This is a genomic window from Streptomyces sp. NPDC001027 (genome assembly GCF_040299045.1).
In the GTDB taxonomy this organism is placed as follows: domain Bacteria; phylum Actinomycetota; class Actinomycetes; order Streptomycetales; family Streptomycetaceae; genus Streptomyces.
Genome location: NZ_JBEPBI010000066.1, coordinates 22,577 through 39,782, shown reverse-complemented (window position 1 = coordinate 39,782; position 17,206 = coordinate 22,577). Strand labels below are relative to the sequence as shown.

Annotated in this window: 15 protein-coding genes; 4 read left to right on the top strand and 11 right to left on the bottom strand. The window is 71.7% G+C overall.

Going from position 1 to position 17,206, the window contains the following annotated elements; genetic code table 11:
* Together ABT300_RS19985 and ABT300_RS19980 are read left to right on the top strand one after the other, a co-directional pair.
* Positions 1-1,585: PTS fructose transporter subunit IIC (locus tag ABT300_RS19985; protein ID WP_351677344.1), on the top strand; the 1,585-nt coding region annotated here is incomplete at its 5' end.
* A 118-nt stretch (positions 1,586-1,703) separates the two neighbouring features.
* The gene (locus ABT300_RS19980) at positions 1,704-1,988 is read left to right on the top strand and encodes a hypothetical protein (RefSeq protein ID WP_351677342.1); all 285 of its coding nucleotides are present in this window, start codon (positions 1,704-1,706) and stop codon (positions 1,986-1,988) included.
* Between the two features lie 25 nt (positions 1,989-2,013).
* On the opposite strand, the gene ABT300_RS19975 is transcribed toward ABT300_RS19980, so the two are convergent.
* The 4 genes from ABT300_RS19975 to ABT300_RS19960 all read right to left on the bottom strand — a co-directional run bounded on the left by ABT300_RS19975 (position 2,014) and on the right by ABT300_RS19960 (position 6,882).
* Complete coding sequence (locus tag ABT300_RS19975; RefSeq protein ID WP_351677339.1) at positions 2,014-2,760, bottom strand: DUF6227 family protein; 747 nt, start codon at positions 2,758-2,760, stop codon at positions 2,014-2,016.
* A 166-nt stretch (positions 2,761-2,926) separates the two neighbouring features.
* Positions 2,927-4,183, bottom strand: coding sequence for a L,D-transpeptidase (locus ABT300_RS19970; RefSeq protein WP_502977965.1), 1,257 nt, complete (start codon positions 4,181-4,183; stop codon positions 2,927-2,929).
* A gap of 229 nt (positions 4,184-4,412) precedes the next feature.
* Positions 4,413-5,441 (bottom strand): P1 family peptidase, encoded by a 1,029-nt coding sequence (locus tag ABT300_RS19965; protein WP_351677336.1) that lies wholly within the window; start codon positions 5,439-5,441, stop codon positions 4,413-4,415.
* A gap of 40 nt (positions 5,442-5,481) precedes the next feature.
* The gene (locus tag ABT300_RS19960) at positions 5,482-6,882 is read right to left on the bottom strand and encodes a low temperature requirement protein A (RefSeq protein WP_351677333.1); all 1,401 of its coding nucleotides are present in this window, start codon (positions 6,880-6,882) and stop codon (positions 5,482-5,484) included.
* 140 nt (positions 6,883-7,022) lie between these two features.
* Between ABT300_RS19960 and ABT300_RS19955 the strand changes: the two genes are divergently transcribed.
* The gene (locus ABT300_RS19955; protein ID WP_351677330.1) at positions 7,023-7,205 is read left to right on the top strand and encodes a hypothetical protein; all 183 of its coding nucleotides are present in this window, start codon (positions 7,023-7,025) and stop codon (positions 7,203-7,205) included.
* 223 nt (positions 7,206-7,428) lie between these two features.
* Here ABT300_RS19955 and mscL read toward each other — a convergent pair whose 3' ends face one another.
* From mscL to ABT300_RS19925, 6 genes are all read right to left on the bottom strand, one after another.
* Positions 7,429-7,896: a large conductance mechanosensitive channel protein MscL gene (gene mscL, locus ABT300_RS19950; RefSeq protein ID WP_351677328.1), complete on the bottom strand. Its 468-nt coding sequence runs from the start codon at positions 7,894-7,896 to the stop codon at positions 7,429-7,431.
* A gap of 108 nt (positions 7,897-8,004) precedes the next feature.
* A complete protein-coding gene (locus tag ABT300_RS19945) occupies positions 8,005-8,544 on the bottom strand; it encodes an RcpC/CpaB family pilus assembly protein (RefSeq protein ID WP_351677326.1) in 540 nt (179 codons plus the stop codon).
* 480 nt (positions 8,545-9,024) lie between these two features.
* Entirely contained in the window at positions 9,025-9,867 is an 843-nt protein-coding gene (locus ABT300_RS19940) for an S-methyl-5'-thioadenosine phosphorylase (RefSeq protein ID WP_351677322.1), read from the bottom strand.
* Between the two features lie 79 nt (positions 9,868-9,946).
* Complete coding sequence (locus ABT300_RS19935; RefSeq protein WP_351677319.1) at positions 9,947-10,273, bottom strand: FmdB family zinc ribbon protein; 327 nt, start codon at positions 10,271-10,273, stop codon at positions 9,947-9,949.
* Between the two features lie 67 nt (positions 10,274-10,340).
* Positions 10,341-11,633, bottom strand: a complete 1,293-nt coding sequence (locus ABT300_RS19930) for an MFS transporter (RefSeq protein ID WP_351677317.1) — start codon at positions 11,631-11,633, stop codon at positions 10,341-10,343.
* Positions 11,634-11,899: 266 nt separating this feature from the next.
* Positions 11,900-13,399: a potassium/proton antiporter gene (locus ABT300_RS19925; protein ID WP_351677347.1), complete on the bottom strand. Its 1,500-nt coding sequence runs from the start codon at positions 13,397-13,399 to the stop codon at positions 11,900-11,902.
* Positions 13,400-13,675: 276 nt separating this feature from the next.
* On the opposite strand from ABT300_RS19925, the gene ABT300_RS19920 reads away from it, so the two are divergent.
* Positions 13,676-16,468, top strand: coding sequence for a penicillin acylase family protein (locus ABT300_RS19920; protein ID WP_351677314.1), 2,793 nt, complete (start codon positions 13,676-13,678; stop codon positions 16,466-16,468).
* A 56-nt stretch (positions 16,469-16,524) separates the two neighbouring features.
* On the opposite strand, the gene ABT300_RS19915 is transcribed toward ABT300_RS19920, so the two are convergent.
* Positions 16,525-17,139: a 5-formyltetrahydrofolate cyclo-ligase gene (locus tag ABT300_RS19915; protein ID WP_351677311.1), complete on the bottom strand. Its 615-nt coding sequence runs from the start codon at positions 17,137-17,139 to the stop codon at positions 16,525-16,527.
* Positions 17,140-17,206 lie beyond the last annotated feature (67 nt).

Here is a 17,206-nt window from a genome sequence, read left to right as displayed (position 1 = left end):
GGCGGCGGCCTCCGCCGACGCCGGCACGGCCTCAGCCGCCGACCCGGCCGTCCCCGCTCCGGCGGGCGCCCGCCCCTTCCGGATCGTCGCCGTCACCTCCTGCCCCACCGGCATCGCCCACACCTACATGGCGGCGGAGTCCCTGGAGAACGCGGGCCGCGAGGCGGGCGTCGACCTCGTCGTCGAGACGCAGGGCTCCGCCGGGTTCACCCGCCTCGACCCCGCGGTCATCGCCGACGCGGACGGCGTGATCTTCGCCCACGACGTGCCCGTACGGGAGAAGGAACGGTTCGCCGGCAAGCCGACCGTCGACGTCGGTGTGAAGGCCGGCATCAACAAGCCCGCCCAGCTGATCGCCGACGTGCGCGGCAAGGCCGCGCGCGGTGAGGTCACCGGGAGCGCCTCGGGCGGCAGAACGCCCGTCGAGCGGGCCGGCGAGCCCGGCGACGGCTATGGCACCAAGCTGCGCAAGTGGCTGATGACCGGCGTCAGTTACATGGTCCCGTTCGTCGCCGCGGGCGGTCTGCTGATCGCTCTGGGCTTCGCCGTCGGCGGCTGGGAGATCAACAAGGCGCCGTCTGTCATGGAGCACTTCTCCTGGACCCAGGTCGACAGCTGGGGCGCCCTGCTGTTCCAGATCGGCGGGGTCGCCTTCGGCTTCCTCATCCCGGTCCTCGCCGGCTACATCGCCTACGGCATGGCCGACCGCCCCGGACTCGTCCCCGGCTTCGTCGGCGGAATGATCGCCTCCAACATCGCGGCCGGCTTCCTCGGCGGCCTGGTCGCCGGTCTGCTGGCGGGCGGCGTCGTCCTCGCGATCCAGCGCGTCAGGATCCCGCCGGTGCTGCGCGGCATCATGCCGGTGGTGGTGATCCCGCTGATCTCGTCGCTGGTCGTCGGCTTCCTGATGTTCGTGGTGGTCGGCAAGCCCATCGCCGAGGCCCAGAAGGGCATGACGGACTGGCTCGCCGGGCTCTCCGGCGCCAACGCCGTGCTGCTCGGCGTCCTGCTCGGCCTGATGATGTGCTTCGACCTCGGCGGCCCCGTCAACAAGGTCGCGTACGCCTTCGCCACGGCCGGCATCGCCGTTCAGGACCCCAGCGACTCCGCGATGAAGGTCATGGCGGCCGTGATGGCGGCGGGCATGGTCCCGCCGCTGGGCATGGCGCTGGCGACCGTCGTCCGCAAGAAGCTCTTCACGCCGACCGAACGGGAGAACGGCAAGGCCGCCTGGGTGCTGGGCGCCTCCTTCATCTCCGAGGGCGCGATCCCGTTCGCCGCCGCCGACCCGCTGCGCGTCATCCCCGCCTCGATGGCGGGCGGCGCGGTCACCGGCGCCCTGTCGATGACCTTCGGCGCCACCCTGCGCGCCCCGCACGGCGGCATCTTCGTCGTGCCGCTGATCGGCAGCCCCTTCCTGTACCTGCTCGCCGTCGCGGCGGGAGTGTGCGTGACGACGGCCGTGGTCGTCGTCCTCAAGGGACTGCGCGAGCCGCTCGCCGACGCGGGGACGCCGGAATCCGGGACGCCGGCAGGGGCCGCAGCCGCGACGGAGACCGAGCCGAAGCAACCGGTGGCCGCGTGACCCCGGCGCCCGGGCTCCGGGCTGCTTGCTCAACCGTGCATATCCACCGATGTGCGTGACCTGCGAGATACGTCACGGTCCGGGACCGAAGTCCCGGACCGTGGTGTGTACTGGCGGTATGCCCGTGCATCTCACGCCCGCACAGTTGACGGCCCTGACCGTGCTCGCCGTGGCCTCCGTCGTCTGGCTGCTCGTCCTGACCAGGATCCTGAGCCGTATGCGGGCACGCGCCGCGGCTCACGCGGCCCTGCGCGCCGTCCCCGTCCTCCCCGCGCGCCCCCCTGTTGTACCCGTCCTCCGGAGCCGGGAGCGGACCGGCCCGCACCGGGAGAACGTCGAACTGACCGTGGCGGAGGAGGACGCGTTCGCCGGCCTCGTGCGCCGGCTCGGCCACGGACGCTGAGCCCCCGGCCGGACGCCCCCGCTCCTCAGGAGAACTGGGCCGCCCGGCGCTCCATCGCGTCGCGTGCCGCGTCCTCCGACGCGTAGACCTCGCACATGTGACGACCGTCGGGCGTGGCCGTGTGCTCGACCTCCCACAGGGAGATCTCCCGGCCGTCGCGCAGCAGGAAGGCGTGCTCGTAGAGCGAGTAGCCGAGGCCGATCCGGCCCGCACGGCACGGACGCCCGAAGGCCTGGGTGATCTGGTGCGCGAACGCCGACTTCAGCAGGGCGGTCGTGTCCGCCCCGGGCTGGTCGGGGTTCTCCGCGCGGCGCAGCAGTCTGCGCGCGTGGTCCGCCGAGTCGTCCGGCACGTACATGTGCCGGGGCGCGGGCGCCGGCGACAGCTGTACCAGCACCGGAAGCTCGAAGTCCGGTGTGTCCGACGGCAGCGGCAGCCGGGCCGTGGCGGCGCGCAGCTCCTCCTCGTCGACGTACACCTCGTGCTGCGGCTCGCTGCCCGGCGCCGTGTTGTGCACCAGCTCCCACAGCGTGAGCGCACAGCCGTCGGCCAGCAGCCAGGTGTGCCGGTAGGTCTCCCGGTGCAGGCCCGCGCTGTGGTGCGCGGAGTGCAGGGAACTGTCGTGGGCCAGCGCGCAGTCGAGCCGGCGCAGGGCCTCGTCGGGCAGTTCGAAGGAGTTCAGGGCGCGACCCAGCAGTCGCGCGAGGTGCTCCTCCGGAGACTCGGGCGACTCGGCTGGCTCGTACGCTGTGGTCTCGTACGGAACGCTCAAGGTTTCTCCCGGCGTTGCTGCATGTCACCTTGTGGGTGCATACCGTAGCCCCTCGGTCGGACATCATGTCCGGGAACCGAGAAAACGTACGTCGGGGAAAACGCTCGGGCCGCGCGATCGGTTCCCGCACGACCCCACGTACCCTCAAAAACCGCCGGTCATACGGTCAGACCGCGCTTCCGGCCGTCCACTCGGCCCACGACATGTTCCACCCGTTGAGCCCGTTGTCCGGGGCCACCGTCTTGTCGGGGGAGTGCTCGACGACCACCACGTCGCCGATCAGCGACTGGTCGTAGAACCACTTGGCGGGCGTGTCGCCCCGCGCGCCCTGCACGTCGGCGAGCCCCACGCAGCCGTGGCTGGTGCCGGTGCGCCCGAAGGGCGGATTCCCCTTCTTGTACCAGTAGTTGCCGTGCAGGAAGGTGCCGGACGAGGTCAGCCGCATCGCGTGCGGGACATCCGGGATGTCGTACTCGGAGCCCAGGTCGACCGTCCGGCTGTTCATGCGCGTCTGCGTGAACTTCTCGGAGATCACCATCCGGCCGTTGTACGTGGTGTGCTCGGCGTCGCCCGACGAGATCGGGATCGTCTTCAGCGTCCGGCCGTCCCGCACCACCGTCATGGTCTGCGTGTTCACGTCGACCGTGGAGACCTGCGAACGCCCGACCGTGAACGTGACCGTCTTCTTCTGCACGCCGTGCAGACCGTTCGCGCCCTGCACCCCGTCCAGGTCGATCTTCATCGTGATCTTGGAGCCGGCCTTCCAGTACTCCTCGGGCCGGAAGTCCAGCCGCTGCGCGCCGAACCAGTGCCCCACCACCTGCTGTCCGCTGCTGGAGGTGACCGTGATGTGCGACTGCACGGCCTTCCTGTCGCCGATGGCCTTGTCGAAGGTGAACGACACCGGCATCCCCACGCCCACCGTCGTGCCGTTGTCCGGCGTGTACGTGCCGATGAAGCTGTCGGCCGAGGAGACCGTGGTGAAGATGGAGTTGGCGGCGGCCGTCCTGCCGTTCGCGTCCTTCGCGGTCGCCGATATCTGGTACTTCGTCCCGCGCTCCAGCTGCTCCTTCGGCTTCCAGTCGGCGCCGTCCGCCGACAGGACGCCCTCGACGGCCTGTCCCGACCCCGCCACCGTCATCCGCACCTCGGTGAGCCGGCCCTCGCTGACCTTCACCCCGGTCGTGTTGATGGACGCGCCCGTCGAGCCGTCCTTCGCCGAGATGGCGATCTTCGCGGTGGACGTCCGGACGGCGCTCGTGCCGCTCGTGCCGTTCTTGCCGCCCTTGGCGTTCTCGTCCTCGGCGCGGGCGCTGCCCCCGCAGGCGGTCAGGGTCAGGGCGCCGACGATCAGGGCCGCACAGGCTCCCACTGCGCGCCGCGCTGCTTTGTCCGCCGTTTTCACGGGCTGCTCCAACTTCATCTGGGGTGAGTGATCCGATCCGGTGTCCGTGCCGGTACGTGGACAAGGAGGGACCCGGCGCCCGACCGGGTTCCCTCCGGTCCCGGTTGACGCCGTCGCGTGACAGAACCCGGACAATCGCCCGGCCGGAACCCGCCCGCGCCCGTCGGCCGACGCGCCTTCGGCCGACGCGCCTTCGGCCGACGTGCCTTCGGTCGACGTGCGCCGACGCGCATCCGAGCCGACGCGCTCAGGCTTCGCCGTACAACTCCGCGTAGGAGAGCCAGGTCCCGCCCGGCACGTCCACCGACTCGGCGGCGCGCACGGCCCGCACGATCGCCCGCGTCACCATGTCCGCGCCCGCCGCGAGCACGTCGTTCAGGGCGAGCGGATTGCCGGGGTCGAGCGGACGCGCGCCCGTCGCCAGCGTGAAGACCGTGTCGCCGTCGTGGAGCAGGTGCACCGGCCGCACCGCGCGCGCGATGCCGTCGTGCGCCGTCCCCGCCAGCTTCTGCGCCTGCGCCTTCGACAGGTCCGCGTCGGTGGCCACCACCGCGAGGGTCGTGTTGAGCGGCGCGGGGGCGTGCTTCGCCGCGCTCTCGGCCAGCCGACGGCGCGCGGCCTCGTGCACCCGCGCACGCGGGTAGGTCACGCGCCCCTGGAACAACTCCCCGTAGAGCACACCCGTCTCCGGATCCAGTACCGACCCCACCGCGTTGGCCACCACCAGCGCCCCCACCGTGATCCCCGACGCGAGGACGACGGACGCGGTGCCCACCCCGCCCTTCATCGCTCCGACGGCCGCGCCCGTGCCCGCGCCGACGCAGCCCTGCGGCACCGGCGCTCCGGGCTCGCAGGCCGCGGCCGCCTCCACCGCCGCCCGGCCGGTGGCCGCGTCCGGACGGGCCCGGAAGTCGCCTCCCCGCCCGAGGTCGAACACGCAGGCGGCCGGAACCACCGGCACGACGTGCCGCGGGTCCGGGCCGACCGGGATGCCACGGCCCTGCTCCTCCAGCCAGGCCATCACCCCGGACGCCGCGTCCAGCCCGTAGGCGCTGCCGCCGGTCAGCGCGATCGCCTCGACCCGCTGGACCAGGTTGCGCGGATCGAGGGCGTCGGTCTCCTTGGTGCCGGGACCGCCGCCGCGCACGTCCACGGCGGCCACGGCGCCGCCCTCCGGCGCGAGGACGACCGTGGCGCCGGTGAGCCAACCGTCGCCCGTCCGCGTGGCATGCCCCACCCGCAGCCCGGCGACGTCCGTCAGAGCGTCAACTGTCATGAGGGCAGTCTCGCCCAGCACTCGGCTATCCCAACCGCGCTCAGCTCTCCCGCCTGCCCGATCCCTCGCCGTCCGATGCGTCCTCGTCCGATGCCTCCCTGTCGGGCGTCTCCTGTCCGTCCGTCGCCTCCCCGTCGGGCGCTCCCCGGTCGTCCGTCGCCTCCCGGCTCTCCCGTGCCTCCGCGCCCTCCCGGGCCTCCACGACCTGCCCCTCCTTCTGAGGCTCCCGTGCCGACGTGCGGGCCGTCAGCGTCGTCCCGGTCGCGACGGCCAGTGCCGCCACCAGTCCGGCCGCCAGGACCGCCCGGTCGCCGAGGAAGGTGCAGCAGATCACCAGCAACGCGGTGACGGGCAGCACCGACTGCTGGGCGAGGCCCGCCTTGAAGTGCCGTGCGTGCAGGACCCATACCGTCGACAGAAACAGCGCCGTCGGCAGCGTCACGGCGGACGACGCGGCCGTCGTCGAGAGGTGGGCCTCGCCGATCGCCTGCTCGACGGCGACCTCCAGACCCGCGCCGATCGCGGCGGCGGAGGCGAAGACGAAATAGTGCCCGTACCCCCACAGGAACGCCTGCCTGCTGGTGCGCAGATGGCCGTGGATGGGCGCCACGAAGTAGATCCACCAGGCGGCGAAGACGATCAGCAGCCCGCCCACCGCGATCGGCAGCAGCTCGCCCAGCGCGTCGTTCTCGTCGATGCCGGACTTCACCGCGACCGTGGCCGCTGCGATCGTCTCGCCCAGCACGATGATCGTGAACAGCCCGTACCGCTCCGCGATGTGATGCGGATGCCAGGACGTCGCCCGGGCCTTCTCGGCGTAGAGCGGCACGCACATCTCCACCACCGCCATCGCCAGGAACAGCCAGATCCCGCCGCCCTCGGGCAGGATCAGCAGCCCCACCCAGCCGACCTGGCAGACCAGCACGCCGACCGCGTACCGCAGCGCGGCCGTCCGCTCCGAGCCCTCCGTCGACAGCGCCACGCGCAGCCACTGGGAGGACATGGCCACACGCATGATGGCGTAGCCCAGCCACACGGCCAGGAACTCGTGTTCCTGGAACGCCCGGGACACCCCCGCGGCGAGCACCAGCACCCCGGCGATCTGCACCAGCGTGACGATCCGGTAGAGGACGTCGTCGTTGTCGTACGCCGAGGCGAACCAGGTGAAGTTCATCCACGCCCACCAGATGGCGAAGAAGACCATGGCGTAGCTGAGGAGTCCCTCGCCCGCGTGGGACTCCGCCAGGGAGTGCACCAGTTGGACGCCGGCCTGGGCGATGGCGACGACGAAGCAGAGATCGAAGAAGAGCTCGAGCGGCGAAGCCACCCGATGCGCCTCGGCCCTCCCACGCGAGGTGAGCCTGCGCACAGGCCTCCTGCGGGCGGGGGCGGGGGCGGGTGCGCCGGAGGGAGAGGCCGGCGGAGTCGTACGGGACGTCATGGTCCCCAGCACAGCAGATGACGGCGGGAAAATCCTCTGTGCGAGCCACCCGCAGCCGGTCCTCGCCGACCGTGCGGCGGAGTCCGCGTCGGACGGCCCGGCCCAGGCGCGGCCCGCTGCCGGGGCCGTACCCTGGACGCATGAGCAGCCCCTCCGCCTCCGAGCCGCGCGACCCGAAGACCGCGCTGAACTTCGACGACCCGCTGGACCGGCAGTCCTCCGACGACACCGACCAGGGGTGGGGCGAGCGCCCGGCCGCCGAAGGCGACAGCGCCGCCGACCTCAGGCGGTTCCTCGACGAGAAGCCGCCCCACCACATCTGAGCCCTCACCGGCCGCACGGCCCGCGCCAGCCGCATCGTCCGCGCCCGCCGCACCGGCCGTAGCGTCCGCGCCCGCCGCATCGTCAGCGCCCGCCGCGCCAGCCGCATCGTCCGCGCCCGTCGCGCCCGCCGCACCGGCCGTAGCGTCCGCGCCCGTCGCGCAAGCCGTACCGTCCGCAGAGCCTGCCGGACGCCCTTGCGCACGGCCCCTGGCAGCGCCGCCGCTACCTCTCGTTGTGGCCGGTGCCCCGCTGGGCGACCAGGGCGTCGCGGATCTCCTTGAGCACCTCCAGCTCGGTCACCTCGATGATCTCCCGCGTGCCCTCCTTGGCCTTCTTGCGGGCCTCGACCCGAGCCAGGTACTTCGCCATCGGCAGGACCATCAGGAAGTAGACGACCGCCGCGGTGATCACGAACGTGAGGGTCGCTCCGAGCACGGACCCCCACAGGATCCGGACCCCGGTCGCGCTGTCCCCCGTCCCGGTGCAGGGGCCCTTGATGCAGGAGTTGTAGCTGTCCAGGTTCTTGGTGCCGATGGCTCCGATGACGGGGTTGATGATCCCCTTCACGATCGAGTTGACGATGTTCGTGAACGCCGCGCCGATCACCACCGCGACGGCCAGATCGACGACGTTGCCACGCATCAGGAAGGCCTTGAAGCCTTGCAGGACGCTTGTCTTCTGTTCGCTCACCTCGGGGACACTCCTCGCATGTACAGGTTGTGGAACAAACAGCTCCGCAACCTACGTCAACGCTCGGCGGGCGTGTCCAACGAGGTCCCTCGAAGGGGGGACTTGACGTCATCCCAGGGTCACCGACAGCCGTGCGGTGGCGCCCGCTGCGGCCAGGTGGGCCGCGGTGGACCGGGGCACCGACAGCACGACCAGCGCACCCGCGTCGCTGCCCGGCGCGGGGCCCCCGGCCGGGGCGGCCAGCGGCTCGGGCACCTTGGTCACGAGCGCTCCGCGGGCGACCACCCGCGCTGTGGCGCCCCGCACCGTCTGTTCGGCGGCGATGACGTCCACCCGGTCACCGGGGCGCAGCAGCCGGACCACTGCGGCGTCGGCGATCCGCACCGGGGCCGACACCTTCCGGGCGGCGCGCGAGCCCGAGGCGGGGGCGCGCGCCGCCGGCTGCGCGCGGTCCGGCGGGCGGGCGCCGCTCCCCTCGGACGGGTGCCCGCGCACCGGATCGTCGAGCCTCGGCCCGGCCGCCACCAGCGCGACGGCGGTGACGGCGAGACCGACCGCGAGGCCCCGCCTGCGACCGCGGGCCGGCCGGCGCACCGGGCTCAGCCGGAATCGCCCGCCGCGGACGCGGACCGGAGGAAAGCTCGGCACCTCCCTGTTGGCGGGCGCCTCCGCACCCGGCGGTCGCGAGGAGGGGGACGGGCACGGAGACGCGGGCCGGGCCGGGACGGACGCCGGGAAGGGCGCCGAGGGGAAGAGGGGGCGGGCGGGCGACGGATCCGAGGGGGAAGCCGTGGGAGGGACCGGCCCGGGGGGAAACGGTGCGGAGGACATGGGAGCGGAGGGAGGAGTAAGGGACATGACGAGGTCACCACCTGCGACGAGGGACGGACTTGCGCGGCCGCCGCATCCCGCGACGAGGGTCGGGTTTGCGACGAGGGTCGGGCTTGCACAGCCACGATGGCCTTTCGCGCCGCCGCTCGCCGGAGCCGGTGGACGATCCACGGGTTGTGGACAACCCCCTCACCCGAACGAGGAGTTCCGCCCCCGCCTCCGCACGCCCGCGCCCCCGCACGCCCGCGCCTCCCGCCTCCTGCCTTCCGCCCCCCGGGTCCTCCCGCCCCTCCCCGCCTACGGCAGTTCGAAGCCCGGGTCCATTCCGCCCAGTGCGTTCCCGCACCCGCAGTCGCGGTCCTGCGTCGACGGCAGTGCGGCCACCGCGTCGAACAGCACGCCCCGCAGCCGGTCCACGTTCGCCGCGAACACGCGCAGCACCTCCTCGTGGGAGACGCCCTCGCCGCTCTCGGCGCCCGCGTCCAGATCGGTGACCAGGGTCAACGCGGTGTAGCAGAGCTCGAGTTCACGGGCCAGCGCGGCTTCCGGGTGGCCCGTCATGCCCACCACCGACCAGCCCTGCGCCCGGTGCCACAACGATTCGGCACGGGTGGAGAACCTCGGCCCCTCGATCACGACGAGAGTTCCCGCGTCCACCGGCTCCCACTCGCGGCCGCGCGCCGCCGTGAGCGCCGCCGCCCGCCCGGCGGGGCAGTAGGGATCGGCCAGCGACACGTGCACCACGTTCGGCACGGTGCCGTCGGGCAGCGGCAGGCCGTCGAAGTACGTCCCGGTCCGTGACTTGGTGCGGTCGACCAGCTGGTCAGGCACGAGGAGCGTGCCGGGCCCGTACTCGGGGCGCAGGCCGCCCACCGCGCACGGGCCGAGGACCTGACGCACCCCGACCGAGCGCAGCGCCCACAGGTTGGCCCGGTAGTTGATGCGGTGGGGCGGCAGATGGTGGCCGCGTCCGTGCCGGGGCAGGAAGGCGACCCGCCGGCCGGCCACCTCGCCGAGGAAGAGGGAGTCGCTGGGCGGTCCGTAGGGGGTGTCGACCTGGAGCTCGGTCACGTCCTCCAGGAACGAGTAGAGGCCGGAGCCGCCGATCACACCGATCTCTGCGTTCGCCTTGTTCGCCATGCGTCGCACCCTAACCGTCGCGGGGAACGCCGAAGACCCCGCCGTCGGACGACGGCAGGGTCTCGTGAGGAAGGGCGTCCTACGCGGCGGAGCTGCTGCCGGCGGAGGTGCCGCTGCTCGACGACTTGGAGTCCGAGGAGGACGAGGAGCTCGTGCTCGACGACTTCGACTCGGAACCGGAGGTCGACGGCTTCGAGGACGACGACGCCGGAGAGCTGCTCGACGAGGAGCCGCGGCTGTCGTTGCGGTAGAAACCGGAGCCCTTGAAGACGATGCCGACGGCGGAGAACACCTTCTTGAGGCGGCCACCGCAGTTGGGGCACTCGGTCAGGGCGTCGTCGGTGAACTTCTGCACCGCCTCGAGGCCCTCGCCGCACTCGGTGCACTGGTACTGGTAGGTCGGCACTGTCTTCCTCCTGGCACTCTCACTCAGTGAGTGCTAACGACGGTCTATCTTGACGCATTCCCCGGGATCAGTCCACTGTCACCGGCACGCGGTGACCGACGCCACGTGCGACGGTGCGCTCGCGGGGGCGCGTCGCGAGCCGTGAGCGCAGGGCCAGCAGGGTGACCAGGGCCAGCACCGTGCCGCCCATCGGCACCAGGAAACCGGAGCCGCCCCACAGGCGGTCCTCGAGCTGCCCGGCGATCGTGACGGCGGCCGCCTGGCCGAGCGCCACCGCGCCGGTCAGCCAGGTGAACGCCTCGGTGCGGGCGCCGGCCGGGACCAGTCCCTCCACCAGCGTGTAGCCGGTGATCAGCGCGGGCGCGATGCACATGCCGACCAGCAGGCCGAGACCCGCCAGCACGAGCATCGAGTGCGCCGCCCACAGCCCGGAGGCGACGAGCGCCAGCGCGGCGTAGGCGACGACCAGGCGCTTCTGCGGCGCGGCCTTCCAGGCGACGGCGCCGCACACCAGGCCGGAGAGCATGTTGCCCGCGGCGAAGGTGCCGTACAGGACGCCGTTCAGGCCGGGCTCGCCGATCGACTCGGTGAACGCGGCCAGCGAGACCTGCATGCCGCCGAAGACCGAGCCGATGCCGAGGAAGGTCACGATCAGCACGCGCACGCCGGGGACGCGCAGCGCCGAGGAGTGCTCCACGCGCGCGTGCCCGACGGCGGCGACCTCGGGCTGCGTGCTGCGCTGCGCGGCGAACAGCAGCCCGCCGAGCAGGGTCAGCGAGGCCTCGGTGAGCAGACCGGCGGCCGGGTGCACGGCGGTGCACAGGGCGGTCGCCAGCAGCGGGCCGAAGACGAAGGTGAGCTCGTCGGTGACGGACTCGAAGGCCGCCGCGGTGGTCATCAGGGGCGAGCCCTTCAGCCGCACGCCCCAGCGGGCCCGCACCATGGGGCCGACCTGCGGCACCGAGGCGCCCGTGGGCACCGCCGCGGCGAACACCGCCCACAGCGGCGCGTGGGCGAGGGCGAGGGCGGTGAGCGCGAGGCCCGACACGGTGTGCACGAGGACGCCGGGGACCAGCACGGCGCGCTGCGCGTAACGGTCGGCGAGACGGCCGCTCCAGGGGGCGAACAGCGCCATGGAGACACCGGTGACGGCCGCCGCGGCGCCGGCCGCGCCGTACGAGCCGGTGGTGTGCTGCACGAGCAGCACGATGGAGAGCGTGAGCATCGCGAACGGCTGGCGGGCGGCGAAGCCGGGCAGCAGGAACGTCCAGGCGCCGCGGGTGCGCAGCAGTCGCCCGTATCCCGGGCGGGCGGAGGCCGACGAGTCCTTCGACGGCTCGGTGGTGACCGTGGATGCCACGGCCCGTGCCTTTCTGCCGCCTGGTAGCGCGCCCGTGCGGGGGCGCCGAGAGCTGTCCTCTTGCGCGTGCTGCGGTAGATGCCGGTCCGCTGCAAGGGTGTTCCGGCCGCCATACGGTCGCGCCAGCTCTGCGTCAGGCAGAGTTGGTTCGATCAAAGTGCGCCTTCATCCTACAGGGATCAAGGCGCACCCCACCTGTGAAAAGGAGCACCGCCAACCCGGCCGCCCTGGGAATGCAGGGGGTGTGAACGGTGCGAAACGCGTGCTTAACGGGTGTCGCCGCCGGTGCCCAGCCATCCGGCGAGCTTGCCGCCGTGCCCGACGGCGCGCAGTCGCTTCTCCGCCGCGTCCCGCACCGGGTCGGTGGCGACGACGAGGAGTTCGTCGCCGTGCCGCAGGACGGTCGCCGGCAGCGGCACGAACGACGTCCCGTCGCGGACGACGAGGGTGACGGCGGCCCCGGCCGGCAGTCGCAGTTCGTCGACCTCGACGCCGTGCATCTTCGACCCCTCGGGGATCGCCACGGACAGCAGGTGCCCGCGCAGCCGCTCCAGGGGCGCCGACTCGACGCCCAGGTCGGCGGCCTCGGGGTCGCCGCCCAGCCGCAGCTTGCGCGCCAGCCAGGGCAGGGTCGGCCCCTGGACCAGGGTGTAGACGACGACCAGGACGAAGACGATGTTGAAGATGCGGCGGCTGGCGTCGACGCCGTTCACCATGGGGATCGTCGCCAGGATGATGGGCACGGCGCCGCGCAGCCCCGCCCAGGACATCAGCGTCTGCTCCGGCCAGGGCACCCGGAACGGCGTCAGGCACAGCACGACGCTGAGCGGGCGGGCGATCATGGTCAGCACCAGGCCGATGACGAGGGCGGGCAGCACGTCGTCGCCGAGCTCGTGCGGGGTGACGAGCAGGCCGAGGAGCACGAACATCCCGATCTGGGCGATCCAGCCGAGGCCGTCGGCGAACCCGCGCGTGGCGGGCCAGTGCGGCAGCTTGGCGTTGCCCATCACCATCGACGCGAGGTAGACGCCGAGGAAGCCGCTGCCGTGCGCCAGCGAGCCGGCCGCGTACGCGGTGACCGCGATCGCCATGACGGCGATCGGGTAGAGGCCGGAGGCGGGCAGCGCCACGTGCCGCAGGCCCCAGGAGCCCAGCCAGCCGACCGCGAGGCCGATGGCGGCGCCGATCGCCAGCTCCAGCAGTATCTCGGCCAGAAGCAGGTACCAGTGCTGGACGGGACCGGCGGTGGAGAAGGCGACGACCAGGATGACCACCGGGGCGTCGTTGAAGCCGGACTCGGCCTCCAGGGTGCCCGTCACGCGCGCGGGCAGCGGGATCTTGCGCAGGACGGAGAAGACCGCCGCCGCGTCCGTCGAGGACACCACCGCGCCGATGATCAGCGCCTGCCGCCATTCCAGCCCCGTCACGAAGTGCGCGGCCGTGGCCGTGACGCCCACGCTCACCGCGACCCCCGCCAGCGCCAGCACCGTGGCGGAGGGCAGGACCGGATAGATCTCCTTCCACTTCGTGCCCAGGCCGCCCTCGGCGAGGATCACGACCAGGGCCGCGTAGCCGATGACCTGGGTCAGTTCGGCGCTGTCGAAGTGGATGTCGCCGATGCCGTCCTGGCCCATGGCGATGCCGATCCCCAGGTAGACGAGCAGGCTGGGGAGCCCGCTGCGCGAGGAGATCCGGACCGCTGCGACGGCGACGAGCAGGACGAGGGAGCAGGCGAGCAGGAGCTGGTTGAGGTGGTGGACGGTCAGCGGCGGTTCCCTTCACCGGCGCGCGCGCCTCGGGCACGGGCGCACATGTGCACTGGTCACATCGGACACGAAGCTGCGCGCCCCGTGTCCAAGTACTTCATTACCTTACCTAACTCTTGACGAATTCTTGACGCTCCGCGACGTGAGATCGAACATCCTTCCGCGCCGGTACCCGACTCCGCGTCAAGTGGCGCGAAGCCCTGCGCCTATGGTTGCTCCAGCGCTCAATCGAAGGACAGCCCGCCTGCCGCTAGCGTGAGGACAGCAAGGACAGCGATGCCCCCCAACACCACCGCCACATCGGGTGACAAGCCCGTCAAGTCCGGCAGGAAGAAGGGGCGCAAAGCCCGTTTGATCGTTCTTGTACTGGTGTTGGCGATCATCGGAGGCATCGCCTACGGCGCCTACTGGTCCATCAGCACGGTCCGCGCGTCCTTCCCGCAGACCACGGGGTCGATCACGCTCAAGGGCCTCTCCGGACCGGTGAGCGTCCAGCGGGACGGCTACGGCATCCCGCAGATCTACGCGGACTCCGACGCGGACCTGTTCATGGCGCAGGGCTACGTGCAGGCGCAGGACCGGTTCTACGAGATGGACGTCCGTCGGCACATGACCTCCGGGCGGCTGTCGGAGATGTTCGGCAAGAGCCAGGTCGACAACGACGAGTTCCTGCGCACCCTGGGCTGGGACCGCATCGCCAAGACGGAGTACGACAGCAAGCTGTCGGACTCGACCAAGAAGTACCTCCAGGCGTACGCCAAGGGCGTGAACGCCTATCTCCAGGGCAAGGACGGCGCGGACATCTCCCTGGAGTACGCGGCCCTGGGGTTCACCAACGACTACAAGCCCGCCGAGTGGACGCCGGTCGACTCGGTGTCCTGGCTGAAGGCGATGGCCTGGGACCTGCGCGGCAACATGCAGGACGAGATCGACCGCGCCCTGATGACCAGCCGCCTCGGCGGGCAGCAGATCGCCGAGCTGTACCCGGAGTACCGCCCTTCCGGCAGCAACCAGCCGATCGTCCAGGAAGGGCAGTACGACAAGCTGACCAAGACGTTCGAGCAGAGCGACGGCGACGGCGGCCGTGGCTCCGGCAACGGAAGCGGCTCCGGCAACGGCGGCTCGTCCGGCAGCGGCGACACGTCGGGCGGCTCGGGTTCGGCCCTGCAGAGCCAGCTCTCGGGCCTCTACGACGTCCTGGACGACCTGCCCACCGCCGTGGGAGTGAACGGCAACGGCATCGGCTCCAACAGCTGGGTCGTCGGCGGCGCGCACACGATCACCGGCAAGCCGCTGCTGGCCAACGACCCGCACCTGTCGGCGTCGCTGCCCTCTGTCTGGTACCAGATGGGCCTGCACTGCCGGAAGGTCTCGAGCGCCTGCCAGTACGACGTCGCCGGCTACACCTTCGCGGGGATGCCCGGCGTGGTGATAGGCCACAACGCGGACATCTCCTGGGGCATGACCAACTCCGGCGTCGACGTCACCGACCTCTACCTGGAGAAGCTCTCCGGGGACGACGGCTACCAGTACGACGGCAAGGTGAAGCCGTTCGCCACGCGCGAGGAGACCATCAAGGTCGCCGGCGGCGACTCCAAGAAGATCGTCGTCCGGCAGACCGAGGACCGGATGCCTCTGCTGTCCGACCGTGCCGACGAACTCGTCGACGTCGGCAAGCGGGCCACGGTCGTGGGCGAGGCGCCCGACCGCGGCGACGGTTACGGCGTCGCGCTGAAGTGGACCGCCCTGGAGCCGGGCACCACCATGGACGCCGTCTTCGCCATGAACAAGGCGAAGGACTGGGACGACTTCCGCAAGGCGGCCGAGCTCTTCGACGTGCCCTCGCAGAACCTGGTCTACGCCGACACCAAGAACCACATCGGCTACCAGCTGCCCGGCAAGATCCCCACGCGCGCGAAGGGCGTCGACGGCTCGATCCCGGCGGAGGGCTGGGACTCCAGGTACCGGTGGCGGGGGTACATCCAGTTCGACGAGCTGCCCTACGAGTACGACCCCGCGCGCGGGTACATCGTCACCGCCAACCAGGCCGTGATCGACAAGGACAAGTACCCCTACACGCTCACCAGGGACTGGGGCTACGGCGCGCGCAGCCAGCGGATCACCGACCTGATCAAGGGCAAGATCAAGGGCGGCGGCAAGATCTCCACCGACGACATGCGCCAGATGCAGCTGGACGACGACAGCCAGATCGCGAAGCTGCTGAAGCCGTACCTGATGAAGATCAACCTGAAGGACCCCGACGTCCGCGAGGCGCAGGACCTCCTGCAGGGCTGGGACTACAGCCAGGACGCCGACTCGGCGGCCGCCGCCTACTTCAACGCGGTCTGGCGCAACATCCTGAAGCTGGCCTTCGGCAACAAGCTGCCCAAGGAGCTGCGCGTCAAGGGCCAGTGCCTGTGGGTCGACCCGGTCGACACCACCGGCCCCGTCGACAACCGGGACAAGATCCGCGAGTGCGGGCAGCGCGACGCCGCCCAGGCTCAGCCGGACGGCGGCGACCGCTGGTTCGAGGTGGTGCGCAGGCTCGTGGACAAGAAGAACAGCCCGTGGTGGACGACGCCCGCCGTCGGCACCCGCCCCGCGGCCGTCAACGACCGGGACAAGCTGTTCGAGCGGGCCATGATCGACGCGCGCTGGGAGCTGACCGCCAAGCTCGGCAAGGACATCGACACCTGGAGCTGGGGCCGGCTGCACCGCCTGTTCCTGAAGAACCAGACCCTGGGCACCAGCGGCCCCGGCTTCCTGCAGTACATCCTCAACCGGGGCCCGTGGAAGCTCGGCGGCGGCGAGGCGACGGTCAACGCGACCGGCTGGAACGCGGCCGGCGGCTACGGCGTGGTGTGGGTGCCGTCGATGCGGATGGTGGTCAACCTCGACGACCTCGACAAGTCGAAGTGGATCAACCTCACCGGCGCCTCGGGGCACGCCTTCAGCGCCCACTACACCGACCAGACGGGCAAGTGGGCCGACGGTGAGCTGCTCGACTGGTCCTTCCGCAAGAAGGCCGTCGACGGCAGCACCGTCGACACCCTGGTGCTCGAACCCTGAGCGACCCCGCGCACGACGGGCTCTCCACGCGCACGCGTGGAGAGCCCGTCGTCGTCTCAGGCGAAGCGGCGCACCCCCGACGGCGTGACCGCCGCGTGCACCGGCCGGTCGTGAGGCTCCGCGGGCAGCCCTTCGACGACCTCGCCGTCGTACAGGAGCACCACCAGCGCGGGACGGGCGCCGCAGGCCGCCAGCCGGGCCAGCACGCGGTCGTACGATCCGCCGCCGCGCCCCAGCCGCATGCCGGACGCGTCGACCGCGAGGCCGGGCAGCAGCACCACGTCGGCGCCCGTCACCGCGTCCGGGCCGAGGCGCTCGCCGACCGGCTCCAGCAGGGCCGTCCTGCCGCCGTGCCGGACGGGCGCGAGGGATCCCTCCCCGGCGTAGGCGGCCCAGTCCAGGTCGTTGTCCGGCAGCAGTGCGGGGAGCAGGACGCGAACGCCCCGCGCGTGCAGCGCGTCCAGCAGCGTCAGGGTGCCGGGCTCGCCGCCCACGGAGACGTACGCCGCCACCGTGCGCGCGTGCGTCAATTCGGGCAGTTCCGCCGCGTGCTCGGCCAGCGCGAGGGCCGCCGTGCGCACCTCGTCGGTCGTCAACGCGTTCCGTGCGGCGAGGAAACCCCGCCGCAACGTACGTTTGTCAGGCTCCGGTTCACCTTCGAGACGGCTCATGTGTCGCTCCCGTACCGCTTGCGCGTCGTTCCTGCGGCACTCCCGCACCGCTTCAATGTGTTCATAT